Source organism: Pseudoalteromonas sp. US3C1004 (genome assembly GCF_048401065.1).
Lineage (GTDB): Bacteria > Pseudomonadota > Gammaproteobacteria > Enterobacterales > Alteromonadaceae > Pseudoalteromonas > Pseudoalteromonas undina.
In genome coordinates, this window is sequence record NZ_CP183073.1 from 1,482,270 (window position 1) to 1,502,743 (window position 20,474).

30 protein-coding genes are annotated in these 20,474 nt (G+C 42.0%); 19 read left to right on the plus strand and 11 right to left on the minus strand.

Translation table 11 applies throughout. The features are described from left to right. Positions 1-19: 19 nt before the first annotated feature. The 6 genes from ACNSN3_RS06840 to ACNSN3_RS06865 form a co-directional block, all read right to left on the minus strand. Entirely contained in the window at positions 20-1,264 is a 1,245-nt protein-coding gene (locus ACNSN3_RS06840; RefSeq protein ID WP_418608864.1) for an AAA family ATPase, read from the minus strand. After that, on the minus strand, positions 1,254-2,726 hold the full coding sequence (locus tag ACNSN3_RS06845; protein WP_418608865.1) for a Mu transposase C-terminal domain-containing protein: 1,473 nt from the start codon (positions 2,724-2,726) through the stop codon (positions 1,254-1,256). Before ACNSN3_RS06845 ends, ACNSN3_RS06840 begins: the two co-directional genes overlap by 11 nt. Positions 2,727-2,769: 43 nt before the next feature. Next, positions 2,770-2,916, minus strand: a complete 147-nt coding sequence (locus ACNSN3_RS06850) for a hypothetical protein (RefSeq protein ID WP_418608866.1) — start codon at positions 2,914-2,916, stop codon at positions 2,770-2,772. Positions 2,917-2,925: 9 nt separating this feature from the next. Then, entirely contained in the window at positions 2,926-3,831 is a 906-nt protein-coding gene (locus tag ACNSN3_RS06855; RefSeq protein ID WP_418608867.1) for a hypothetical protein, read from the minus strand. A gap of 118 nt (positions 3,832-3,949) precedes the next feature. Beyond that, positions 3,950-4,399 carry a hypothetical protein gene (locus ACNSN3_RS06860; RefSeq protein ID WP_418608868.1) on the minus strand — a complete coding sequence of 150 codons (450 nt, stop codon included), beginning with the start codon at positions 4,397-4,399 and terminating at the stop codon, positions 3,950-3,952. A gap of 41 nt (positions 4,400-4,440) precedes the next feature. Next, positions 4,441-4,722 carry a helix-turn-helix domain-containing protein gene (locus ACNSN3_RS06865; RefSeq protein ID WP_418608869.1) on the minus strand — a complete coding sequence of 94 codons (282 nt, stop codon included), beginning with the start codon at positions 4,720-4,722 and terminating at the stop codon, positions 4,441-4,443. Positions 4,723-4,843: 121 nt separating this feature from the next. Between ACNSN3_RS06865 and ACNSN3_RS06870 the strand changes: the two genes are divergently transcribed. The 8 genes from ACNSN3_RS06870 to ACNSN3_RS06905 all read left to right on the plus strand — a co-directional run bounded on the left by ACNSN3_RS06870 (position 4,844) and on the right by ACNSN3_RS06905 (position 8,117). Then, on the plus strand, positions 4,844-5,233 hold the full coding sequence (locus ACNSN3_RS06870; protein ID WP_418608870.1) for a helix-turn-helix domain-containing protein: 390 nt from the start codon (positions 4,844-4,846) through the stop codon (positions 5,231-5,233). Positions 5,234-5,250: 17 nt separating this feature from the next. Then, a complete protein-coding gene (locus ACNSN3_RS06875; protein WP_418608871.1) occupies positions 5,251-5,715 on the plus strand; it encodes a hypothetical protein in 465 nt (154 codons plus the stop codon). An 11-nt stretch (positions 5,716-5,726) separates the two neighbouring features. Then, positions 5,727-6,104, plus strand: a complete 378-nt coding sequence (locus tag ACNSN3_RS06880; protein ID WP_418608872.1) for a hypothetical protein — start codon at positions 5,727-5,729, stop codon at positions 6,102-6,104. Positions 6,105-6,160: 56 nt separating this feature from the next. Continuing rightward, on the plus strand, positions 6,161-6,640 hold the full coding sequence (locus tag ACNSN3_RS06885) for a hypothetical protein (protein ID WP_418608873.1): 480 nt from the start codon (positions 6,161-6,163) through the stop codon (positions 6,638-6,640). 9 nt (positions 6,641-6,649) lie between these two features. Further along, on the plus strand, positions 6,650-7,024 hold the full coding sequence (locus tag ACNSN3_RS06890; protein WP_055012179.1) for a hypothetical protein: 375 nt from the start codon (positions 6,650-6,652) through the stop codon (positions 7,022-7,024). A 76-nt stretch (positions 7,025-7,100) separates the two neighbouring features. Further along, entirely contained in the window at positions 7,101-7,343 is a 243-nt protein-coding gene (locus ACNSN3_RS06895; RefSeq protein ID WP_055012178.1) for a hypothetical protein, read from the plus strand. A gap of 65 nt (positions 7,344-7,408) precedes the next feature. Further along, the gene (locus ACNSN3_RS06900) at positions 7,409-7,804 is read left to right on the plus strand and encodes a hypothetical protein (protein ID WP_055012177.1); all 396 of its coding nucleotides are present in this window, start codon (positions 7,409-7,411) and stop codon (positions 7,802-7,804) included. A gap of 118 nt (positions 7,805-7,922) precedes the next feature. Further along, a complete protein-coding gene (locus ACNSN3_RS06905) occupies positions 7,923-8,117 on the plus strand; it encodes a hypothetical protein (protein ID WP_418608874.1) in 195 nt (64 codons plus the stop codon). 93 nt (positions 8,118-8,210) lie between these two features. On the opposite strand, the gene ACNSN3_RS06910 is transcribed toward ACNSN3_RS06905, so the two are convergent. The 5 genes from ACNSN3_RS06910 to ACNSN3_RS06930 all read right to left on the minus strand — a co-directional run bounded on the left by ACNSN3_RS06910 (position 8,211) and on the right by ACNSN3_RS06930 (position 11,578). After that, entirely contained in the window at positions 8,211-8,843 is a 633-nt protein-coding gene (locus ACNSN3_RS06910) for a hypothetical protein (RefSeq protein ID WP_418608875.1), read from the minus strand. Beyond that, positions 8,840-9,715, minus strand: a complete 876-nt coding sequence (locus ACNSN3_RS06915; RefSeq protein WP_418608876.1) for a DUF4747 family protein — start codon at positions 9,713-9,715, stop codon at positions 8,840-8,842. Before ACNSN3_RS06915 ends, ACNSN3_RS06910 begins: the two co-directional genes overlap by 4 nt. A 224-nt stretch (positions 9,716-9,939) precedes the next feature. Next, a complete protein-coding gene (locus ACNSN3_RS06920; RefSeq protein ID WP_418608877.1) occupies positions 9,940-10,314 on the minus strand; it encodes a hypothetical protein in 375 nt (124 codons plus the stop codon). A 431-nt stretch (positions 10,315-10,745) separates the two neighbouring features. Further along, a complete protein-coding gene (locus ACNSN3_RS06925) occupies positions 10,746-11,213 on the minus strand; it encodes an ImmA/IrrE family metallo-endopeptidase (protein WP_418608878.1) in 468 nt (155 codons plus the stop codon). 2 nt (positions 11,214-11,215) lie between these two features. Continuing rightward, on the minus strand, positions 11,216-11,578 hold the full coding sequence (locus tag ACNSN3_RS06930) for a helix-turn-helix domain-containing protein (protein ID WP_418608879.1): 363 nt from the start codon (positions 11,576-11,578) through the stop codon (positions 11,216-11,218). A gap of 240 nt (positions 11,579-11,818) precedes the next feature. On the opposite strand from ACNSN3_RS06930, the gene ACNSN3_RS06935 reads away from it, so the two are divergent. The 11 genes from ACNSN3_RS06935 (at position 11,819) to ACNSN3_RS06985 (ending at position 20,431) form a co-directional block, all read left to right on the plus strand. Further along, positions 11,819-12,964 carry a hypothetical protein gene (locus ACNSN3_RS06935; RefSeq protein WP_418608880.1) on the plus strand — a complete coding sequence of 382 codons (1,146 nt, stop codon included), beginning with the start codon at positions 11,819-11,821 and terminating at the stop codon, positions 12,962-12,964. A gap of 4 nt (positions 12,965-12,968) precedes the next feature. Continuing rightward, the gene (locus ACNSN3_RS06940; RefSeq protein ID WP_368484771.1) at positions 12,969-13,364 is read left to right on the plus strand and encodes a hypothetical protein; all 396 of its coding nucleotides are present in this window, start codon (positions 12,969-12,971) and stop codon (positions 13,362-13,364) included. Positions 13,365-13,405: 41 nt separating this feature from the next. Continuing rightward, positions 13,406-14,341 carry a capsid protein gene (locus ACNSN3_RS06945; RefSeq protein WP_418608881.1) on the plus strand — a complete coding sequence of 312 codons (936 nt, stop codon included), beginning with the start codon at positions 13,406-13,408 and terminating at the stop codon, positions 14,339-14,341. A 76-nt stretch (positions 14,342-14,417) separates the two neighbouring features. Then, on the plus strand, positions 14,418-14,885 hold the full coding sequence (locus ACNSN3_RS06950) for a hypothetical protein (protein ID WP_368484773.1): 468 nt from the start codon (positions 14,418-14,420) through the stop codon (positions 14,883-14,885). Position 14,886: 1 nt separating this feature from the next. Beyond that, complete coding sequence (locus ACNSN3_RS06955; protein ID WP_368484774.1) at positions 14,887-15,309, plus strand: phage virion morphogenesis protein; 423 nt, start codon at positions 14,887-14,889, stop codon at positions 15,307-15,309. A gap of 11 nt (positions 15,310-15,320) precedes the next feature. After that, complete coding sequence (locus ACNSN3_RS06960) at positions 15,321-15,764, plus strand: phage tail terminator protein (RefSeq protein ID WP_368484775.1); 444 nt, start codon at positions 15,321-15,323, stop codon at positions 15,762-15,764. Beyond that, positions 15,761-15,964 (plus strand): hypothetical protein, encoded by a 204-nt coding sequence (locus ACNSN3_RS06965; protein WP_418608882.1) that lies wholly within the window; start codon positions 15,761-15,763, stop codon positions 15,962-15,964. Before ACNSN3_RS06960 ends, ACNSN3_RS06965 begins: the two co-directional genes overlap by 4 nt. After that, a complete protein-coding gene (locus ACNSN3_RS06970; RefSeq protein ID WP_368484777.1) occupies positions 15,961-16,860 on the plus strand; it encodes a hypothetical protein in 900 nt (299 codons plus the stop codon). Before ACNSN3_RS06965 ends, ACNSN3_RS06970 begins: the two co-directional genes overlap by 4 nt. Before the next feature lie 37 nt (positions 16,861-16,897). Continuing rightward, entirely contained in the window at positions 16,898-17,224 is a 327-nt protein-coding gene (locus ACNSN3_RS06975; protein WP_418608884.1) for a hypothetical protein, read from the plus strand. A 20-nt stretch (positions 17,225-17,244) separates the two neighbouring features. After that, the gene (locus ACNSN3_RS06980; RefSeq protein ID WP_368484779.1) at positions 17,245-17,589 is read left to right on the plus strand and encodes a hypothetical protein; all 345 of its coding nucleotides are present in this window, start codon (positions 17,245-17,247) and stop codon (positions 17,587-17,589) included. Beyond that, positions 17,549-20,431 (plus strand): tape measure protein, encoded by a 2,883-nt coding sequence (locus tag ACNSN3_RS06985; protein WP_418608886.1) that lies wholly within the window; start codon positions 17,549-17,551, stop codon positions 20,429-20,431. The genes ACNSN3_RS06980 and ACNSN3_RS06985 overlap by 41 nt, the downstream gene beginning before the upstream one ends. The last annotated feature ends 43 nt before the right edge of the window (positions 20,432-20,474 follow it).

A 20,474-nucleotide genomic window follows, 5' to 3' on the forward strand; every position in this document is an offset into this window, starting at 1 on the left:
AATTATGTTTAAACGGCGTTTAAACCGCTGGTTTATTAAGTACTGATGAAAAAATGCCATTAACTAACAGCTTGTCTACGGCGGTGTCTGGGTTTTTGTTGGTGTGGTTAAGCAAGTGCGGTAGCAAGTTTTCAACTAGCTCACGAGCGTTACCCTCAACGCGTTTGTGTAGCCATTGCCACCACTTAGCATCGTCTTGAGCGAGTTTTACGGTGCCCTCGGTTAGCTCTAAAAACAGGGTGCGAATGTCTTCAACGGTTATTTGGCCGATAGGTTTAGGCCAAAAGCATACGCGGCTTGCAATGAGTTCGTAGCGCTCTTGGGTTTGCAGTTTGTCTACTAGTTGAATGTTGCCAACCAAGGTTACGCCTACAATGGCTTGGTCGCTTATGGTGCGCAGTGGGTCGAGCGAGTTTGGTTTGCACTTGTCGGCTTCGTCTAAAATTATTAAACGGTCGGTATCGCGCAGCGCTTGAATAATTTTTTGCATGTTTTTATACGCGCTTGGGCAGCGCGATAAGCCCAGGGCTAAAGTTAGTTGCTCTAGCACTTGGGTGCTGCTTGTTTGCTCACTGCCAGCAATTAAAATGGCCTCTTTGTTTTGGCGGCAATATTCCGTAATACCTTTGGTTTTACCCAGCCCTGCTTGGCCTGCAAATACACTAAAGCGTTTACGTTGGCGAGCTTGGTCGCAGGCCATAGCAATAAGCTTAGATGTACTGGTAGGAATAAAGCGCACATCACCGTACACAATACTGATTTGTTTGCGTTCTGGCTGCTCGTTAATTGTTTTAACTTGCTCTACCTCCGCAGGGCAAATAAGCGCCCAAATATCATGCAAGTGCTTAGTAGGCTTGGCGTTGTATTTACCGTTAATGAGTTGACTTATTGATGCAGGGCTTTTACCCATGCTCACAGCAATACTGGCGCTAGTAATGTTTTGGTCGCGTATTTCGGGTGATTGCAAACGCAAGCAAATACGCGCTGCGAGTTCGCGATCAGCTTTGTTGTACGACTTATTAAAGCCGTTACGTTTTTCAATGTCGGTAATCGCGGCTTCACCAAATAGCTTATGCCACATAGCAACAATGATTTTTTCAGGATTAATGGTGCATTTATTTGCTAGTACTTCTTTAACTGATTGCAGGGCAAAGCCACAGTTTAGCTCCTCGGCGGTCATGCCTGTGGTGCTTAACTCTTGGTTTATTAGCTCAACACGCAGCGTTTGCTCAGGCGTGTATGGGTGTGGTTGGCTATAGCTCATAGGTTGTTTCCTTGCGTAAATTGGGTTGATCAAGTAATTCGTTTAGGTCGATTTCGTGCTGCGGCTGTGCTGGCGTTACATCAAAATCAAAAATATTTACGGGTGCTTGTTGTGCCTCAATACCCTTAATAGGTGCTGCAAACTTAGTCACAGACTCAACATCGATAATGCGGTCTTGGGTTTCTTGGGCCTCGATTTCACGGCGCTTGGTGTCGATGCGTTTTAAGCGGCCTGTACGGCGTTTGCTTTCGGCTTGCTCAATACGTGACGTAGGCACGGCGTGCGATTTAGTTTTTAAGTTAGCGAACATTAAAAACTCACCGTTTAGCTTATAAAGTTTGGTGTAGCTGTCGTCGTGCAGGTCGTAGGCGGCAATAAGCTCTTGGCCATTAAACTGGTGTAAAAAGTCGGCGCTGTAATCACGTTGGTGCAAGCGAAAACGGCCACGACGAATGTTGACGGTTTCGCGTGGTAGCATCACAAAGTCGCCCTCTACCGGTGGTACGCGCTCTATGTTTTCGTCCCATACTTGCTGGCGGGTTTTGCCCTTAACTTCAGGGTGCTCACTGTTATGGTAGTCGTTTAAAAAAGCTTTAAACTCAGCTATCCACTCGTCTACCGTAGGCAGTTTTCGTTTGCCTTGTTTAGCCTCTTTAAGTACCAGTTGCTTATGGCGGTCGTCGTGGTCGCGCCCGCAATAGGTGCTAAAGCGTTTACCCACGCGGTCTTCCATATGCAGGAAAAACCGCTCTATCCATTTCACCCGTGCATTACCTGGTATGGCAAAAATAACGTCTATTTCAAACTGGGCGTAAAAGCCAGTTGTATCGTCGTTCATGAGTTTATTTTTGTAGCCTGAGCCGTTATCTAGGTAAAACATGGCAGGCACGTTGTTATGCACTTTAATAGCGCGGCTTATTGCTGCTAGCGTATCGAGTGTGCTTTCAGCATAGCCAAGTTCCCAGCCCACAATGGTGCGGCTTGCTACGTCTTGAAACGCGGTTAACTCAGCACGGTAAGGCTTACCTGTTTTAGGGTGCGCTAGGTATACGTCGAGCGTGTGGCCATCGCCGTTATACATAACGCCTGGCTTTAAGTTATCCGTTGAACGTAAAAGATGGTCTTTATGTTTTTCACGGTACAGTTTTGCACCCATACGATACGGGCTTTGTGGCCCCAGTTCGTGCGGCAGTGCATTAATAAAGCGGCGCACTTGGTGATGCTCGGCCTTGTAACCCTCTTTATTTAGTTGGTCGCTCACTTGTGCAAAGCTTGGGCTATTAGGGCTGTGGTAAAGCTCTAAGCAGCGGGCAAGCCAGCTATATTGTGTTTGCGCTTTGCCTTTATGGTTTGGCAATAAGCTGTTAATGCCGTTGTCTTTGTAGGCATTGCACCAGTTATAAATGGTTGCGCGCCCTGGTAACTTGCCCAGTGCATCAATAGCGGTTGCAAGTGTGGCCATTGCTGTATTTGCGCGGTACGCGGTTACAAGCGCTTCAAAAGCTTTAGGTATGCCGCACTCTTGCGTTAAAATGGCGAACTATTACCGCCCTACTCTGGGCTTTTTTACGGGCTGTTTCGCTGGCATTTTGCCAACTTAGTTCCAAGCCTGTGCTTGGCAACTTATTGTATTTTTGTACTGCAGGATGCATTGCTCTCTCCTACTCGCGGGTTTTAATACGGTCGTTAAACATGGCGAGCATGTATTCACGGTTTGCTTGGGCGTCTTGCCATTCGTCTTCTGCAAATTGCGGTATGCACTCAGCGCCGGCTAAATGCTCGGGGCCAAACTCGCCGCTTAAACGGTTGAGCATGTGGGTAATACGCTGTTGTATGCCTAACCATAAATGCCAGGTGGTTTGTGCCGCACCTATGCGATGGTTTAGGTCAAGAACGCGGGTGTTACATAGCTGCTCAACCATGGCTATAAACTCTTCGAGCGATTCGTTAACAACGGCATTATGTGCAAACGATTTTTGGCGCACCTGTGCAACTAACATAGGCAGCTCGTACATTTGCTTTGGGGCTTTGGTTAAGCGCTCGGTTTCGAGGGCGTTGATCAGCGTGGCTGTGCTTTCTTCAAGCTCTTGCGTTCGCTCAGTTAGCTTTTGTACTTGAGCGCGAATTTCTTTGCCGCTGGTTTCGGCCAGTACATCAAGGTCGTCATCATCCAACTGGGCAATAGACTCAAGCGGTACTTTGGTCAGCTCGCTAAGTTGGTGTTGGCTCATATTCAAAAGCGACAATTTGTCGCTTTTGCCTTTTGGCAAAGCTGAAAGCATTTTAGAAATAGCTATTGATCTCTGTGCGGTGCGCTTGTGTATGCCCCTTTCTTCTAACAAAGATAAGAATTCACCATGTGAAACCTGTTCTTTTACATTAAGCAAAATAAAGCCTGCTTCAGCGGCATCTGTAAATTGGCGGTTGGCTAAAAACACCACGCGATCCATGCATTCTGCAATGCTGTTTGGCATCACTATGTTCAGTGGTGTTTTAAGTTTTTGTAGCTGATGTTCTATTTCGTTGGCGTTTTCTTCACCTACAAGCTGTGTTAGATCAGTGCTCATAACGGCCTCCAACGGCGTTTATGCGGCTGGCTTTACAAAATGCAGACGGTTTTTGGTCTTTGAGTGTCATTGTTTTTAGCCTTATATGGGTTTTATATCGGGTGGTGTAATGGTGCTTTCAGTCTTGCTCAACGTTGTTGAGTAACGACTCTGATATATAGCGTTGCATGGCGGTGCGCTCTTCAATCTCCATTTGCAGCTCTGCGTGTTGTTGCAATAGCTGTGAGCGCTGATCAACCGCTTTAAACAAAATAGGTTTAAGCAATATATTGGCAGGCTCGGTTGAGCGTACGGCGTAGCACAGCGCTGGCAAGTAATGCATGGGCATAAAGTGCGGTTGGCTGGGGGCAAGCCATTTATTCAGTTTGGCTTGATCTACATCGTTATTTTGCGCACGTAGTGCATCGTTCATGCGGTCAGCTATTACTGGGCGGCTAAAGCCTGAACGCTTCATTGCTGAACATACACTGTGAATAAACAGGTGATATATATCGCAGTCTGGTGCTACGTCTGCATCGAGAATGCTTTTAGTGAGTTGTTTTTGCTGTGCCATTGTTAAATTTTCCATGGTAAAAAGTTCTCTAAAATTACCTTGCTTGGAGGCAGGACTTATTCACATGATGTAGATGAAAACAAAGCGGCTAGCTCTGCTTTACGTTGATTTAGCGTGGCTGCTTTTTTTTGTTTACAGCGATAGGCTGGTACGTCAGGAAATACTTGCTCGACGGGTTTATCGATTACTTTAGCAATGGCTTTTGCAATAACAGAGGACGTATTACGGCGATGAATAATAGAACTAATATGCGATGGGTGTTTGTTGATGCATTCGGCGATCATAGCAAGGGTGTAACCCTTTTCATAAATTGCGGCTTTGATTTCTTCGTGATTCATTGTAAATTACCTTATTGATGTATGAACCTGCTATTTGCTGATACTCGTAGTAGGTTTATGTTTAAGACAACTGAACTATAAGTGCACGTACGTGCACTGTCAATGATAATTGAGCAACTTTGTGCATAAAATTTGTGACACGATAAAAATTGAACGTGAAAGATTAGGTTTTACTCAAGAGCAATTTGCTAACCTATGCGGCGTTAGTAGGAGGTCTCAGGCTAATTATGAGTCTGGAACGCGTGCCCCCGATGCGGATTATTTAATTGCTGCATCGCAAGTTGGGTGCGATCTTGAATTTTTATTTAATGGGGTGCGTAGCAAGCAACTTAATGAAGCCGCCCTTGAAGATTGCATTGAAATACTAGAAGGCGCATTAGCGCAAACAGGCCGCCAGTTAACACCCAAGCAAAAAGCGCGTGTTATTGCTGTGCTTTATGATGAATATACCGATGACGGTGTAGAACTTACCGCACAATCAGTAGTGAGGCACTTACGATTGGTGGGATAAATAATTAGGCGTTTAATATGGAAGAAAAAAAACAACAATTACAGGATGATTTAGCCCGAGCGCTGGGTGATAAATACGGCACTTCTGCTGCGAATGATGCTGATGTATTGCCGCGCAGCGAACAGCTACATGTGAGCCAAACTATTAACGGCAATAATAACCACGTTAACCAAAACGTGCATTACGCTGCCAGTGATGAGTTTGACCCTGACAACCCCAATATTATTGAATGCCCCTGCTGTTGGAAACCTGCCAGTAAATACGCAATTTGCATACGCTGTAACTACGATATACCCGGTCACTTTCATGCTATTGAGGTTGAGCGGCGTGTTGCACGCTTAAAAAAACACGCAAAAGTGAGCATGATTGGCTGCGGCTGTTGCATTGCTTTAAATATGTTAACTGGGAATTCATTATTTTTTATAGGGGCAATTGCTTTTATGGGCGTCGCCGTTGCGTTGACACAACCGATTAATGAATAAAAGGAATACACATGGAATTGTTAGAGCGAAAATATATACGTGAGCTGGCTAAACAGCATGATCTAAGGATAAGTGAAGCCATTTCAAATAATATTCTTCCGCAATTATCGCTTGATTTAAAAGATGAACTTAATGAGTTGACTAAAGACCTAAGCGAAGAAGAGCTTAAAAAGTTTGATTTGCTTTATTGTCAAGAAATGGACGCTTTGAGCTCAATGCAAGAATTAGAAACATCTAAAAAACGATTAGAAGCAGCTGAGATTGAAGCTAAAACTGCTGAGCTAGAGTTGAATAAAGCACTGCAAGAGTCAAATGATTCCAAGTTTGTTGGGTACATTGTGGCTTTTGTTGTTATGTTTTTGATGTGGGTGTTTATATTTGGTAAGTAGCGAGCACGTAAAGTGGATTGATCGGATTTTAACGCTTATTTTATAAGGAGTTATTTATGAAACGAATTTATATAACTGCTGCTATATGTGCGATTATTATTGGGTGTAGTAAGAAAGAAGATTCACAGACTACACAGCTTACCCCACCACCAGAAAATTTCATTAGTCCTTATCGGTTTATTACGTTTAGATTAGAAGCCGTAAGTGATATTTTAAAGGTTGCGCCAAATGCCAACGGTTCAATCACCACGACCACCTCACAATATAAAACACGCTATGACAGCACTGACGGTGTTATTAGCTATTCTGAGATTTACTTGCTGGAGACAGCACCATGTAGCCAAACTGAGTCGTTTGACCCTATAGCAGTGTTAAAAGCTGTTGCGGTCAATTCGCAAAGTTTAGAAGAGCGAGACAGAATGACCCATTTAGCTACTTACTATGATCATAAAGAAAAATTAAAAATTAGTATTACCTGTGAGCAAGACGGAACGCCGATTGTGGTGAGGTTTAGTAATAAGTATTACGGGTATTAAAGGATTTCCATGCCAGAAGTAGATAAAAAATTAGTGCAGGAACTAGCATTGCAGCATAAATTAAGACTAAGAAATGCCCATATTAATAATAATCTTTCTAACACTAATTTGGAGTTTAAAAGGGATCTGGTTAAATTAAGTGAAGGCTTAGATAAAGAATCGATAAAAAATTTAGAAACACACTATCATGAACAAATGCAGGTTACTGACTCATCTGACGAATTAGCTATTAACAATGATTTACTTGATAAGGATTTCACTGCTGTTGAAGTAGCAGAGCTGGATCTATTTAATATGTTACATGATGTAAAAATTGCCAAGACCATAATTTACTCGGTAGTGATTACTTTAGTTGTTATTTTAATTGCATTCATGGGGTTTTAATAAGAATTAACCAATAAGTTTAATTTAGCATTTTTTATGTAACGCACTACACTTGCACTATTGGATTGGAGTAAATATGGATTACGAGCGTGATTGGTTGGATCTTAAAAACATACGTAGGCTTGCTTATAAACACCATAAAATGTTGTTAAGTGAAATTGAGTTTCATCGGATTGAGTTTATTCAGATGGAAATAGATAAAGAACTGTTAATAATCAATAATTATCTTGATGATGAAAAATTTAAATGTTTTAAAGCTTCCTATAGAGAAGAGTTAATGAATTTAAGTATGTTGCGATATCAAAAGTTGTTAGATTAAATAAGCCATTCATGTACTGACAGAATTTTTACCTTGGATTAATTTTCTAGGGGGAGTTTTAATATATGAAGTTAGAACGTGAAGACATACGTGAATTAGCTTTAAAGCATTTCGAGGCAATTGACCTTAGTTACTCTCTTAATAATATGCCACAAGCTCAAGTAAATATTGATGAAGAAATTAATATTATTACCGCTCAGCTTACTACTGAAGAAATTACTTTGTTTAATAAGGTTTATGCTGAAGAGATGAAGTTGATTAATGATTTGTTTGAGCAAAGAGCTGAATACTGGACTAAGGAAGTTTCTAATTTTAAATTTGAAAACTTAGAGGATGAGTTCGAAAGTAAAACTCAGCTAGGAATAGTCTGCTATTTTTTTGTTTTACTTTTTGTTGTACTAGTGATGTTTATAGTTGGTGTGTTTTGGGTTGAAATAAACCCTTTTGTTTTTGGCTTATAGCTTACTATTTTTAAACGGCTGTAAGCATGATTGCCGCATAGCAAATGTATTTAACTTATCGAATTTAAACTAAGCTGGTTTTATAAAGTTGTACTTACTTGTTTGATGGAGGAATAAGATGGACTGGAATAACGAAGAATATATTATTGCTTTAGCAATAAAACACCACCGTATGTTACTGAACGAGCAAGACAATACAAAAGCGATAATAGAACAAGAACTTCTTAATATTACTGAAAAGCTGACCGATCTGAACAGTTTAAAATTTGAAAAAATCTATTGGCGAAAAACTGTATCATTAATTTCATCATAGAGGCACCAGAAATAATGTCCAAAATTTATTAAGGTTCCCGATATGCCTGAACAAAATAAAACTATAAAGATTTTGGTAACAAAAAAACCCTAGTTAAGGGGCTTTCTGTTTATTTTTTTGTATTAGAGGGCACAAGCATTTCTCTTGATCTTCGGCTATTTTGTTATTTACAAAGTGCTCATAAAGGGTTGTTACTCTAAATAAACCTATACTCAGGGTAATAGTACTTACTAAAGCATAGATAAAGACAAAGTAAGACGCACAATAAAAAATAGCTAGTGCCAGCTTTGATTTATTATGCATGGTAATTAGGTCAAAATAATCTACGTAGGTTTTACAAATCATAGCTAACAATATTGCTAAGACTTGTAGCAAGATAAAGTGTAAAAAAATTGCATTGATCATTGTAAAAGCAGATGGTTTATTATTAAAACATTGACCAAAAGCATTTTTGCATTCAATACACTCCCCACATGGTTTGTCTTGTTCTGCTAAAAAATCTCTAAATTTTTCCGAGCCTATAGACATCCACAATGCAAAGCCACCCAAAGAGAACCCAAGTAAGTTAGGCATAATGGAGAGCACATCATCCCACCACCCAAATTTACTCCAAGCAGGAAAAAGGATTCCCGTTATGATTATAGATGCATAAAAATAAGGGCTTGTTAATAATGCAGTAAAGCCGCCATATGCTCTCCAATATCTTGCTATAATGTTATTTGTCATAATAACTTTTTAATAATTTCCTCAATTGAAATTGCTAAGCGTTTAAATGCGTCATATGGAAGTGAATTCTTGATATCAAAATAATCATGTTTGATAAACGGCATATCCTTAGTAGAAATTACTCTTGGTGTGCCTTTTCCATCATAGCCTTTAACAACTAAGCTACCATTATTAGCGGCTATTTTCGCTTCATTTCTAAGCTCTTGATCTACTTGTATTGATTCGCCCGTTTTAGCTGTAATTTTAGTTTCAACTTTAGCTATTTGACGTTCCTCTGCTTTCTTCAAGTATCTCTTTTCAATTTCACCAAACGCATTAGGATTATTTATGATCATATGAATAGTTCGTTTATGCTTCAGCTGTAAAGCTTGTTGCAGTGCTTCTTTTTCAGGAAAGTGAACTACATTTACTTCTCCAAAGTCTTCTTGTAGTTCAGCTGAATTTAGTAACTTTTTAAAAAAATCAACCGCTGTATTAGGTGTTAATTCATTACCTTTGTAATATGCTTCGTAAATGAGAGTATGAGATTCAGGAAAAAAGAAATAAGTAAACCTTGTCGAATTAGGCTTCAAGTTTTCAGGTAAGTTAATTTCAGCAAGGTCTGCATCAGTTGCAAAGTCATTAGTATTTAGATTAAGCCAATCTGCATCTTCTCTAATTTGTGTAAATTTAAAAATATCACCACTTATAGCTGGTACATCGGCTTTAATATCTTTTACCTTTGACTGAGCACAGAGCAGGCCCCAAGTGGTTCCCCTAATGTTAACTTGTTTTTTAAGCGCAAAAGCACTCTCAAATAACTTTTTATACTCTGTGGGTAAATGATTACCTATTGTTATATTTAATGCACCAGCACTTGTTTTTAATTCCATGAGATTCCCTTTAAAAAGATCAAGAACAAAATCAATCCTTGATTAAGCATGTACATTAATTCTAATCATAACGTGTGTAAAGTTGATTTTTTTTAAAAAAACCCCTGAAAACGATTTTAAGCACATTAGCTATGTTATGGCTGTGATAGCTTAAGTTTAAGTCGTTTAAACGCACTCAATCAAATTTAAACAGGGTTTAAACATGGTTTAACTTGTATTTAAAGTTATGGTTTTATGTTTTGGTGGTTAAGCCATACTTTATGAAATTGTTGTTTGGTGGGTTTGAACTCTAAATTTAGATCTGTTGCCATATTGAGGTTGTACCTAAGCGTTAAACGAATGTACTCGGATTCGGTAATAACTTGATCAACATATGCCTGGTTAAGGTCGGCTATAAACTCTCTACTTGGGTTTGACTCCAATTTGTTGGTAAGTGCTACGTAGAGTTGCGGCATGGCCTCATCGGGGTTTGATGATAGGTATTTATCTGGGTTGTTGATATATAAATACACACCTATTCCAATACCAGATAAAAGAAAGTATGCAGCTATAGTGATGAGTGTTTTATTTAAGGTTTTTAAATGTGCTTGTTTTAGCATAACCATTCCTTGGTTGTTTAGTAGTGATACTTAACTATAAAGCAATTTCAATTTAATGCTAATTGAGATATGGAAAAGCTAACCTCTAAAATTCAAAGGTTAGCTTTAATATTTACTTGCAACTTGTGCAATGAGGGATAACTAAGCAGCGTTTACCTTTTTTCGGGTATATTACTTTGCCATTCTTAGTCACATGACTAACAAAGCTTACCTCACAAGGTTCTTTGCACTTAGGACAATAACCACTTTTCATAGTTCATCTCCAAGTAAGGAGAATGCAATCAGATAATGTACCTTGCACAAGTTGTCCAAAGTGTCTATAATCTACGTCGCCAAACACGATTATAATCTGATTTATTCTCAGGTTAAAATTACCTTTTACATTTTTTGTAAAAGACCCAGTTTAGCCCTACCCACTGGTTAGGGCTTTACTATCCATAAAAATCAAACGATAACTGATTTGTTTGATACCCCATTATAGAAAGTATAATCTCTGCAAAAGTATCTGCTTGCCATTCAGCGTCTTCAATTTCTGTAGCTGGTTTATCAGAATAATGCATTAACGGCCTGTGGCCTAAAAACAAATGACCCAACTCATGTAGCATTACAGCTAATGCTTCTTGTTCACCAACACAAGCGTTATCGTAAATGGACTGCGGAACACAAATGGTAGCTTTACTCGGGTCACAATGACCTTTAGTTAAAAATATCCAATCTTTGTCGTCCACAACCTCCAATGTAACTCTGAGTTGATATAGAAGTTCAAAATTTCTATCTAAACTTCGTTTGTTTCTGCGATTAAAGTCGAATGCTTTAGCAAAATTCTCAGCTACAACTTTAATTTGACTGAGAGGTAACGGTGAAACCCTGTTCCCTCTCAGTCGGTAACTTTCAGGCATAATTATTCCTTACTACATTTGTTAATATCCTCTAAGAATTCTGCAAACTTTTTCAACTCATCTGGAGTGAATGGTGAGTGCGCGAATCCAGCTACAAGCATTTGCTGTTGTTGAGATAAGCCACTTAACGAAACGTTTTCGTTGGCTACATCAGCTAACTGCCCTAAATTATTTATTGGATAGTCTTTTGATTTAAAGAAATTAGAAATCTTATTAACCCAATTTTTTGATATTTTTTTACTACCAGTTTCTAATCCACTTAGATAGGCAGTCGAAGTTTCTAGCTCTTCAGACATAGTTTTTAATGTATATCCTACGTCTATTCGAGCTTTACGAATTGTTTTACCAAATTCAGAAAGTGCCATTATTCCTCCTCAAAGCTTCATGACCCACTTGAAGCTGTATTTAATATAACACACAACCTCAGAAATTCAACTAAAAAGGTTAAATTATTTAACTATTAATAATAGTTGATACTTTATAAATACCCGCTTAGCCTATATACGTTACCCCATTGTTAACGCTGTAAAGTCTTTTCCAGCGGTTCAATAGCCACTCCCCGCATACACTGGGTGCCACTTAGTTAGTTTATTGGCACTTGGAACATGGCAAACAAAACAACCCCAAACACCTCTTTTAATTGGTTTGAAGTATTTAGAGCTGGTACACAAACCGACTCTAAAGGCGTTGAGCACACATTTAGCGATGCTGATTTAAACAGCGTAGTCGCTAACTTTAAACCTAAAACCGCACCACTGGTTATTGGCCACCCAAAAATGGACGACCCTGCATGGGGTTGGGCCAGTGAGCTAAAAGCAGAAGGTGGCTCTTTGTTTGCTAAAGCAGAAGATGTGTGTGCTGAATTTGCCCAAGCGGTACAAAGCAAGCGCTACCCTAACCGCTCGGTTAAGCTTGAAAAGGTGGCTAATGGCTACCAACTTGCCCACATTGGTTACTTAGGTGGCAAGCCCCCTGCCGTTGACGGTTTAGCCTGGCAGTTTAACCAAAGTGATGACGCCGATACCCTAACCCTAGAATTTGCTGCAGGTGATATTGACAACATATCGCTGCGCACGTCAAACACCCTTACCCGCCTAATGGGCAATTTACGCAACTTTATAACTGACCGTTTTGGCAGTGAAGCGGCTGATAAAGTTGTGCCCGACTACGAAAGCGAATGGTTAAAAGAAGAAACCATTATTGCTGAGCACGAACGTGCCAAGGTGAATAGTGGCGAGGGAGCCGAATTTAGTAAAGGCGATGATGACGCCACACCACCCACCCATGAGGACCATGCAATGGATGAAAAAGAAAGAAAGGCGCTGCAAGACCAGATTGATGCAGCTAACGCTAAAAACGCACAGCTTGAATTCGCGCAGCGTGTTGCAGCAGCTAACACCTTTATTAACACCGAAATTAATGGCGGCAAAGCCCCGCGCTTAACAAACACAGAGGGTGTGGCTGAGTTTATGGCCAAGCTTGACGATGGCGACACCACCTTTGAGTTTGCTGCCGCAGACGGTAAAAGCCAGGAACTTAAACCTGCAGCGTGGTTTGAAGGCTTTTTAAAAGGTTTGCCTGAACAAACGGGTTTAACTCACGAGTTTAACAAGGACGATAAAGACGGCGAAGTGACTGACGACAGTGCAGAAGCATTGGCAGCAAAAGCACTGGAATTTCAACAATCACAATCTAGCAAAGGCATTGAAATTAGTATAACTGCCGCGTTAGACCACATTAAAAAGGCATAAAACCATGGCACAACCAGGATTTATAAGAAACTTTAGTGCTGAAGACGTTATACCGGCTAACCGCTTAGTGGTTGTATCGGCTGCGGCTGACTTTCATGTTGGGTTAGCGGTTGATGCCAGCGCAATGTATGCCGGTGTAACAGAGCAAGGCACTGACGAGCATTTACGTGTTGATGTAGTAATGACACAAAGTGCCCCAGTTGAGTTTGGTGAAGCGTTAATTGCAGGCACCCCAATTGTTGCTGATAGCGAAGGTAAAGCCGTTGAGTTTGACCCTGCTAACTTTGTGGGCCAAACCGAAGTATACGTTGCAGGTTGGGTAATGGAAGACGGCGAAGCTGGAGTGATTGGCGACGTGTTTTTAAACCCGCATGTAGTAGCAACAATTCCAAGCGCTTAAGGCGCTTGGGTTAACTTAATTATTAATAGTGAGGATTTGCCATGAGTAATGGTATGCCATTTACCCCCGATGTTGAGCAAACGGCCATAGCCATTGCTTATCGTAATAGAGCGTTAGTTGCAGACACGCTTGCCCCTTATTCGCCCGTTGGTTTACGTAACTATAAGTGGACCGAATATAAAAAAGGCGAAAAGTTTACCGTTGTAGACGATAAAATTGGCCGTAAGTCATCGCCGAATCAAGTTGAGTTTAGTGTTGAAGAGAAAACCGGTTCAGTGGTTGATCATGGTTTGTCTGATGTGGTGCCGAATGATGATGTAACCAATGCGCCAGCAAACTACAACCCGCGAACCCATGCCGCTGAAAGCTTAACTGACTTAGTTTTGCTTAACCGTGAAATACGTGTGGCAACTATGTATAACAAAGCGGCTAACTTTGGCAATACTCAATCGTTAGCTGCAGCAGGCCACAAGCGTTTAGATGACCCTGCACTTGATATTTTACCGTTTTTTTTAGAAATGCTAGATGCGCCACTTATGCGCCCTAATGCAATGACAGTATCGCAAAGCGTGGCAACTAAATTGCGTACACACCCTAAGTTACTTAAAGCGTTTAATGGCACTAGTGGCGACCAGGGCTTAGTGCCGTGGAGCTACATTAAAGAAGTGCTAGAGCTTGAGCATATAACCGTTGGCCAAGCGCGCCTAAACACGGCTAAAAAAGGCCAAGCCGTTAACTTACAAAAGGTTTGGCAAGATACCCTGTCGTTTACGTATCACGACCCGCTAGCGTCGTTTAACAACAACCGCATGACCTTTGCACTCACTGCACGTTATGGCTCGCGTACATCGGGCAACCGTGACGTAGCTGCGGGCATAAATGGTGGGGTTGAAATTATGGTAGGCGAATCGGTGCAAGAGCAAATTATTGCAAAAGACTGCGGTATTTTGCTGACCAACGTGCTGACGCCAGCATAATTAATTATTGTTGTTCCCTGTGTAAAGGCCCCAGTACCGACTTGCTCGGGGCCTTTTTTTACTAACTGAGGTGCCCATGTTTACGACAGAACAAGCAGTTATAGATAAAGTTGGCATTAATACGCTGTTGCAATTTGCGACTGCTAAGTTTGCTGCGGTTGGAAGCCGCCCAACGCGCGACGATGTTGAAGCAGCGCTTTTAAGCGAAACGTACAACGAGTTGCAAGAGCAAATTAATGCCTGGTATGTACAAGCACAAAAAAATGTAAATGCGGTTATAGCAGGCTATGTAGCACGGTTTGCATTAAACCAAGACGATATAAACAACTCGGTATTGCCAGGCATAGCTAACGATTTAATGCATTGTGAGTTAGCCCCTAACATTGCTGACGAAAACCTTAAAACCCTAAAAAGTAACGCCATGGCAATGCTCGATAAGGTTAGTAAAGGTGTGATCCAAATTAAGGAAGATGCGCCTGCAGGCGTAAGAACTGGGATGCGAACTAAACCTGCAGGCTCTCAATTTAATTGGCCAGGTTATTAAATTGGCGGGTGTATTTATACACATAACGGGTAATGCCCTGCCGCGCTTAACCCAAATTGCAAATACAAGTGGTGAACCCGCTGATGTATTGGATGATATTGGTGCATTTTTAGACATGGACGTTACAACCCGATTTTTACGTGAAGTAACACCCGAAGGCCGTAAATGGGAGCAATCGCAAGCAGCAAAAGACCGTGGCGGTTTAACACTAACCGATGAGCGCAACCTTGCAGGCTCTGTTACGCACAACGTAAACGGTAATACGCTTGAGCATGGCTTAGGTGAAAAGTACTCAGCAATACATCACTTTGGTGGTGAAACGGGCCGCAATAAAAACGTTAAGTTACCCGCACGGCCAATTATTGGTATAGCTGCTGTGCAAGAAACTGAGATTAACGACATTATTACTGATTGGTTAATTTAAAGAGCATTTAAATGGCATTTAACTTTGATTTAAACAACATAGAAACCCTGCTAAGTAACACAGTGATTAATGCAACAGTAGGGTTTGCTAGCGACTTTAACCATGTGCGCGAGCATGCTGTACACAGTGCCCAGTTGTTTGTATTGCCGCTGGCCGATGACAACACCAACACTAATGAAGTACACGGCCTTGACGAATACCAAATTAAAGATGTGTTTGCAGTGATGATTGTGATCCCCTGCTCTGCAGGTAATGCCCACAGCGATATGCAAATAAAGCAATTACGCAGTGATGTTAAAGCTGCTGTAGCAGGTTGCCAGTTCGCAGGTTGGAACCCTATAAAGCTTGATAAGGGCCGCACAATTGAGCTTAGCAAGCAAACTAATAACTTAATTTACCAGTGCCAGTTTAGTGTAACTGGCCTACATACCGTAACTGTGAAGGTGATGCCATGAGCAAACAGACCGAGCCGCAATCGAGTAAACCCGCTGAACAACAGGCTGACGTGAACATAAAGCCTAAAATGTCCCGCGCGATGACGATTGCCCAAAACATTAACCAGGCTTTAGCTAAAGCAAAAGGTAACAGAGATGAAATAGCCGGCGCTTTTAACTTAAAAAGCGGTGAGCTAATTAAAGTGGAGAATAAATCATGAGTAGCTGGCGATTTAAAGACAAACTCATTTTAGCCGATGCCCTGGGCACAACCTTAACGGGCCTGCATGCCATTTATGCCAGTGACGTTGAATTATCGCTTGAAAGCGAAAGTGAAAAAGACGAGCTAGAAACCAGCTACAGCGGTGCCAGTATGGAAACCTTTTATGGTGAGCATATAAGCCTTAACTTTAAAACCCCACTTGCCATGAGCGGCACAGCTGGTAACGAACCTGCCTTTGCCCCGCTGCTACTTGCTTGCGGCATGGTGCAAGTTGCGGATGCAACAAGCGTTACCTTTACAAAAGGGGCCGCTGTTGCAGTTACATGTTTAGTACGCTTTGGTAAAAATACCCACAACATTAGCGAAATGAAAGGCAACGTGAGCTTTGCGCTTGAAAAAGGTAAGCCCATGCTTAACTGGCAGTTTAAAGGCTTGTTTAGTGCGCCGGTTGCAAGTACTGCCGCCCCTGCGGTTGATTGGGATCGTTGGGTACGCCCTGAAGTACTTGGCGTAAGTAATAGCAGTGATTTTAAGCTTAATGATATTAAACGTACGCTGCACAAAATTACCATTGATTTAGGTAATAACGTGGTGTTTGACCGCGCCATTAACCACGAAGAAATAATGATAACCGGTCATGAAAGCAGCGCTAATTTTACGCTAACAGCTGAAGAACTGGCCACCTTTAACCCGTTTGATGACGTTGCTAAAGTGCAAATGTTTGAGTTTACCCATGGCACAGCCACAGGTAAAAAAGTAACGATTATTGGCCGTTACCAAATGCCGTGGCCTAAGTACACCAGCCTGGACTCAGAATTAACTGGTTATGAGTTTGACGGCAAGCTAGTGCCCAGTGGTGCAGGCTATGACGAACTAACGATAGTGTTTGAGTAAGTTAGTTATTCATAAATAACAAATTAGGACAGCAAAAATGAAATTAAAACTATTAAACGCGTTAAAAAATGCGGTTATAAGCGCCACGCTTAATTTTGAATTTGGTGGGCTACCTTTTAAGTTTACGGCAAAAATTAAACTGGTACCTGAAAACGAGCTTAAAACACTGACTGAAACACAAGGCACGACTGATGGCGAAATAGTACGCGAGCTGTTAGTGGGTTGGGATGACTTTATTGATGACGGTAAAGAGGTGCCATTTGATAAAAGTACCCTTGAAGAGCTGCTTGTTTATAGTGGACTAACTGCCCGCTTAAGTGTTGAGTGTATTAACGCTCAGTACCGTATCACTGAAAAAAACTAGCCGATGTTGCTAGGTGGTTTTTGGGCGACCTAGCAGCAGACAGTAAAACTCTTGATGACGACGAAGCCCATTTTGGCGCACCTAAACAGGTTGTGCCACACGATGAGGAAACATTGTTTGTATTGCCCCAGAACCATACGGCTGTAATTGCATTAACCACTGCCAGTAGCCAGTGGCAACGGGATAACGACGGGGTAGAAATTGCCCTTGACTATGCCAGGGCTGATATAGCCTGGCGCTATGCAAATATAACCCTTAACACCGACGATTTTGCAAAACTGCAAACCCTAGAGCGCACCATAATTGGACTAATAAGGCGACCCGATGAGCAACAACTTGAATTTGGCGTTACGCTTATCCTATGACGGTAAAGCAGTTACCACCGGTGCGCGCCAAAACGTAAACGAACTAAACCGCATACCCCAAGCAGTACAGCGCCAGGTTGCGGCTAACCAGCAATTAGGCGCAAGCCAAGCCCGCATTATGCAACAGCAAGGCGCTATGACCCGTCAACTCGGGTTAATGAATAGCGCCTATGCACAAATAGGCGCAACCCTCACGACTTTAGTGGGTATTGGTACCGCGACTATGTTTGTGCGTGACACAGGTGCTGCACAATTGCTAGATACCAGGTTAAAGGGATTAACGGGCTCAGCTGAAAACTATGCCAAAGTACAAGAGTATTTATTTGCTACATCTGATCGCTTAAATACCGGTTACACCACCCTTGCCGACTCTTACAGTAAAATTTTAACCCTGCAAGAGGTTGGCGTTGTTACTCAAACCCAAGGTAAAGCGATTTTAGAGGGCATGGCTAACGCCGCTGCTAAAACAGGTGCAAGCAATGTGCAGCTTGGGCAGAGTTTGTTTGGTATGACCCAAGGGATGACTGCCGGCGTTTTACGTGCAGAAGAGCTAAACCAAGTAACCGAGCCTATGCCAGGGCTTTTACAAAAACTCGATAAAGCAGCGGGTAAAGCCGCCGGCGGTTTTAGGCAAATGGTGAACGATGGCCAAGTAACCAGCCAGATGTTTAAAAACTATCTGATCAAAGCGCTTAACGATTATGCCGGTGCGGCCGAGGCCACTGAGGGTAAAATAAACGCCAGCTTTGCTGAAATGGGTAACGAGTACCAACGCTTAATACGCAAATACGAAGAACCAGTAAACTTTGCTGTTACCAGCGTGGTTGACTCAATTACCGATACCATGGCGTATTTACGTGAAAACGAAGAGGCTGTGAATAATTTAGTGGTGGCAACCGGTGCATTAGCTACGGTACTTACAGGCCATTTAGTTGCAGGATTAAGTGCCAGTGCTTCGGGTTATGTTACTAGCGTTGCTGCCAAGAACCGCGCATTAATTGCGGATGCAGCCCTTGCAAAACAAAACCAAGCTAATGCAGCTTTAGAGCTACAACGCGCTGCACAAATGAAAGCATATGCACAGCATACATTGGCTGTGGCTAATACCACCAACTTACGTACTGCAGCTGTTTCCCGCTTGGCTGCTGCTAATACGCGCTATACAGCAACACAAGCTGCGGCCACTACCGCTACCAACATTTATACTGCTGCCGCTGGGCGTGCAACGTTAGCCGCACGTGGCCTTAGCACAGTAATGGGCTTGTTAGGTGGACCCGTCGGATTACTGGTAACGGCTGGGCTTGGCCTTGCTTATTTTGCAAGCCAGGGCGATGACGCTACCGACTCAGTTAATAAACTAAAAGAAGCCAGTAAAGACCTAAACCCGTATGCCAATTTAACAAGTAGCCAGGCACAAGGTTTGTTGTTAATGGCACAGGGCCGCATTAAAAATGCGATTCAAATGGCCGATGAAGCAAGGGAACGTTTTAATAACCCGTTTTTAAAAGGCAAGTTTTCTGACGTTGAAGCTGCACAACAGCGCGTTACTGATTTAAAAAATGAAATTGTGGCGCTACAACAAGTGCTTGCCATTAAAGAAACAGAAAAGCCTAAGCCTGCCCCTGTTAGCTCAAGCGCCCTGCCCGATAACATTAAGCGTTTAGAAGTAAGCCTAATGGGCGAAGAAGCCCGCTTAAAAGACAGCTACGAAAAACGTAAGCAAATGGTCATTGTTGCTCGTGAGAACGATACGGCTAACAAAGTTAAATACGACGCCATTTTAAAACAACTTGATGTTAAATACGGTGAAGACCTAAAAGCAATTACACTAAAACGTGAAACCGAAAAAACACGTATACAAAATCAAGCTGAAGAAAAACGTAAAAACGATTTACAGCGTGATTTAGAAAACCGTATTGCTACCGTTAAAGGCTTTGCTGGACGTGAAGCACTTGCCGCTTATAATAACGAACTAAGTGTAGAACAAGCACGCCAACAAGCACGGGTTGATGCCAAGCGACGCTCACAATTAGGTTTAGCGGCCAATGATGAAAGTGGCGAGCTTAAATATAACGCAGATAACCAAATTCGTGAGTTAGAGCGCCAATCTGAACTTAATGCTGCAAATGGCTACCATAGCCAACGTGAAGCGAGTGAAGCCGCACACCAAGAACGGTTGATGCAAATTAAAACACGCCACACAGGTGCTTTACAAAGCAACATTTTAGCGTTTGCTAACTTTGAGAAAAAAACAGAAGCTGAAAAATCTAACGCCATTGTTGGCTTGGGTGCCACTACTTTTAAAGCAATGGCTGGACAAAGTAAAACAGCATTTAAAGCCTATAAAGCGTTTGCAATTGCGCAAGCTGTTATAAATACCTACCAAGGTGCAACAGCGGCTTATACGTCTTTGGCTCCTATTCCTATTGTTGGCCCAGTACTGGGTGGTGTTGCAGCTGCGGCAGCGGTTATGATGGGTTTACAACAAGTTCGCCAAATAAAAGCCCAACAGCCAGCGGGTATTGCCCACGGTGGCTTAGATTATGTGCCGAATGAATCTACCTATGTATTACAACGTGGCGAGCGTGTATTAAGCCCTAAACAAAATACTGAAATTAGCCAAATGGCACGGCGTTACAACGCAGGTGGTGCGGCTAATGATGGTGGCGGCTCTGGTGGTGTAAATATACATATAACCAACCAAATTACCGTGCAAGGTGGTGCTAATGAGCAAACATCGCAAGCGGTTGGCCAAGACATAGCCCGCCAGGTGGTGGGTGTTGTAGTGGCTAATATACAAAGTAATGGTGCAATTATTCGTGCAGTACGTGGTGCTGCTTAGTTGTTAAGTGCTTGAGATTGGTGTAAAAAGGAGTTTTAAAAAG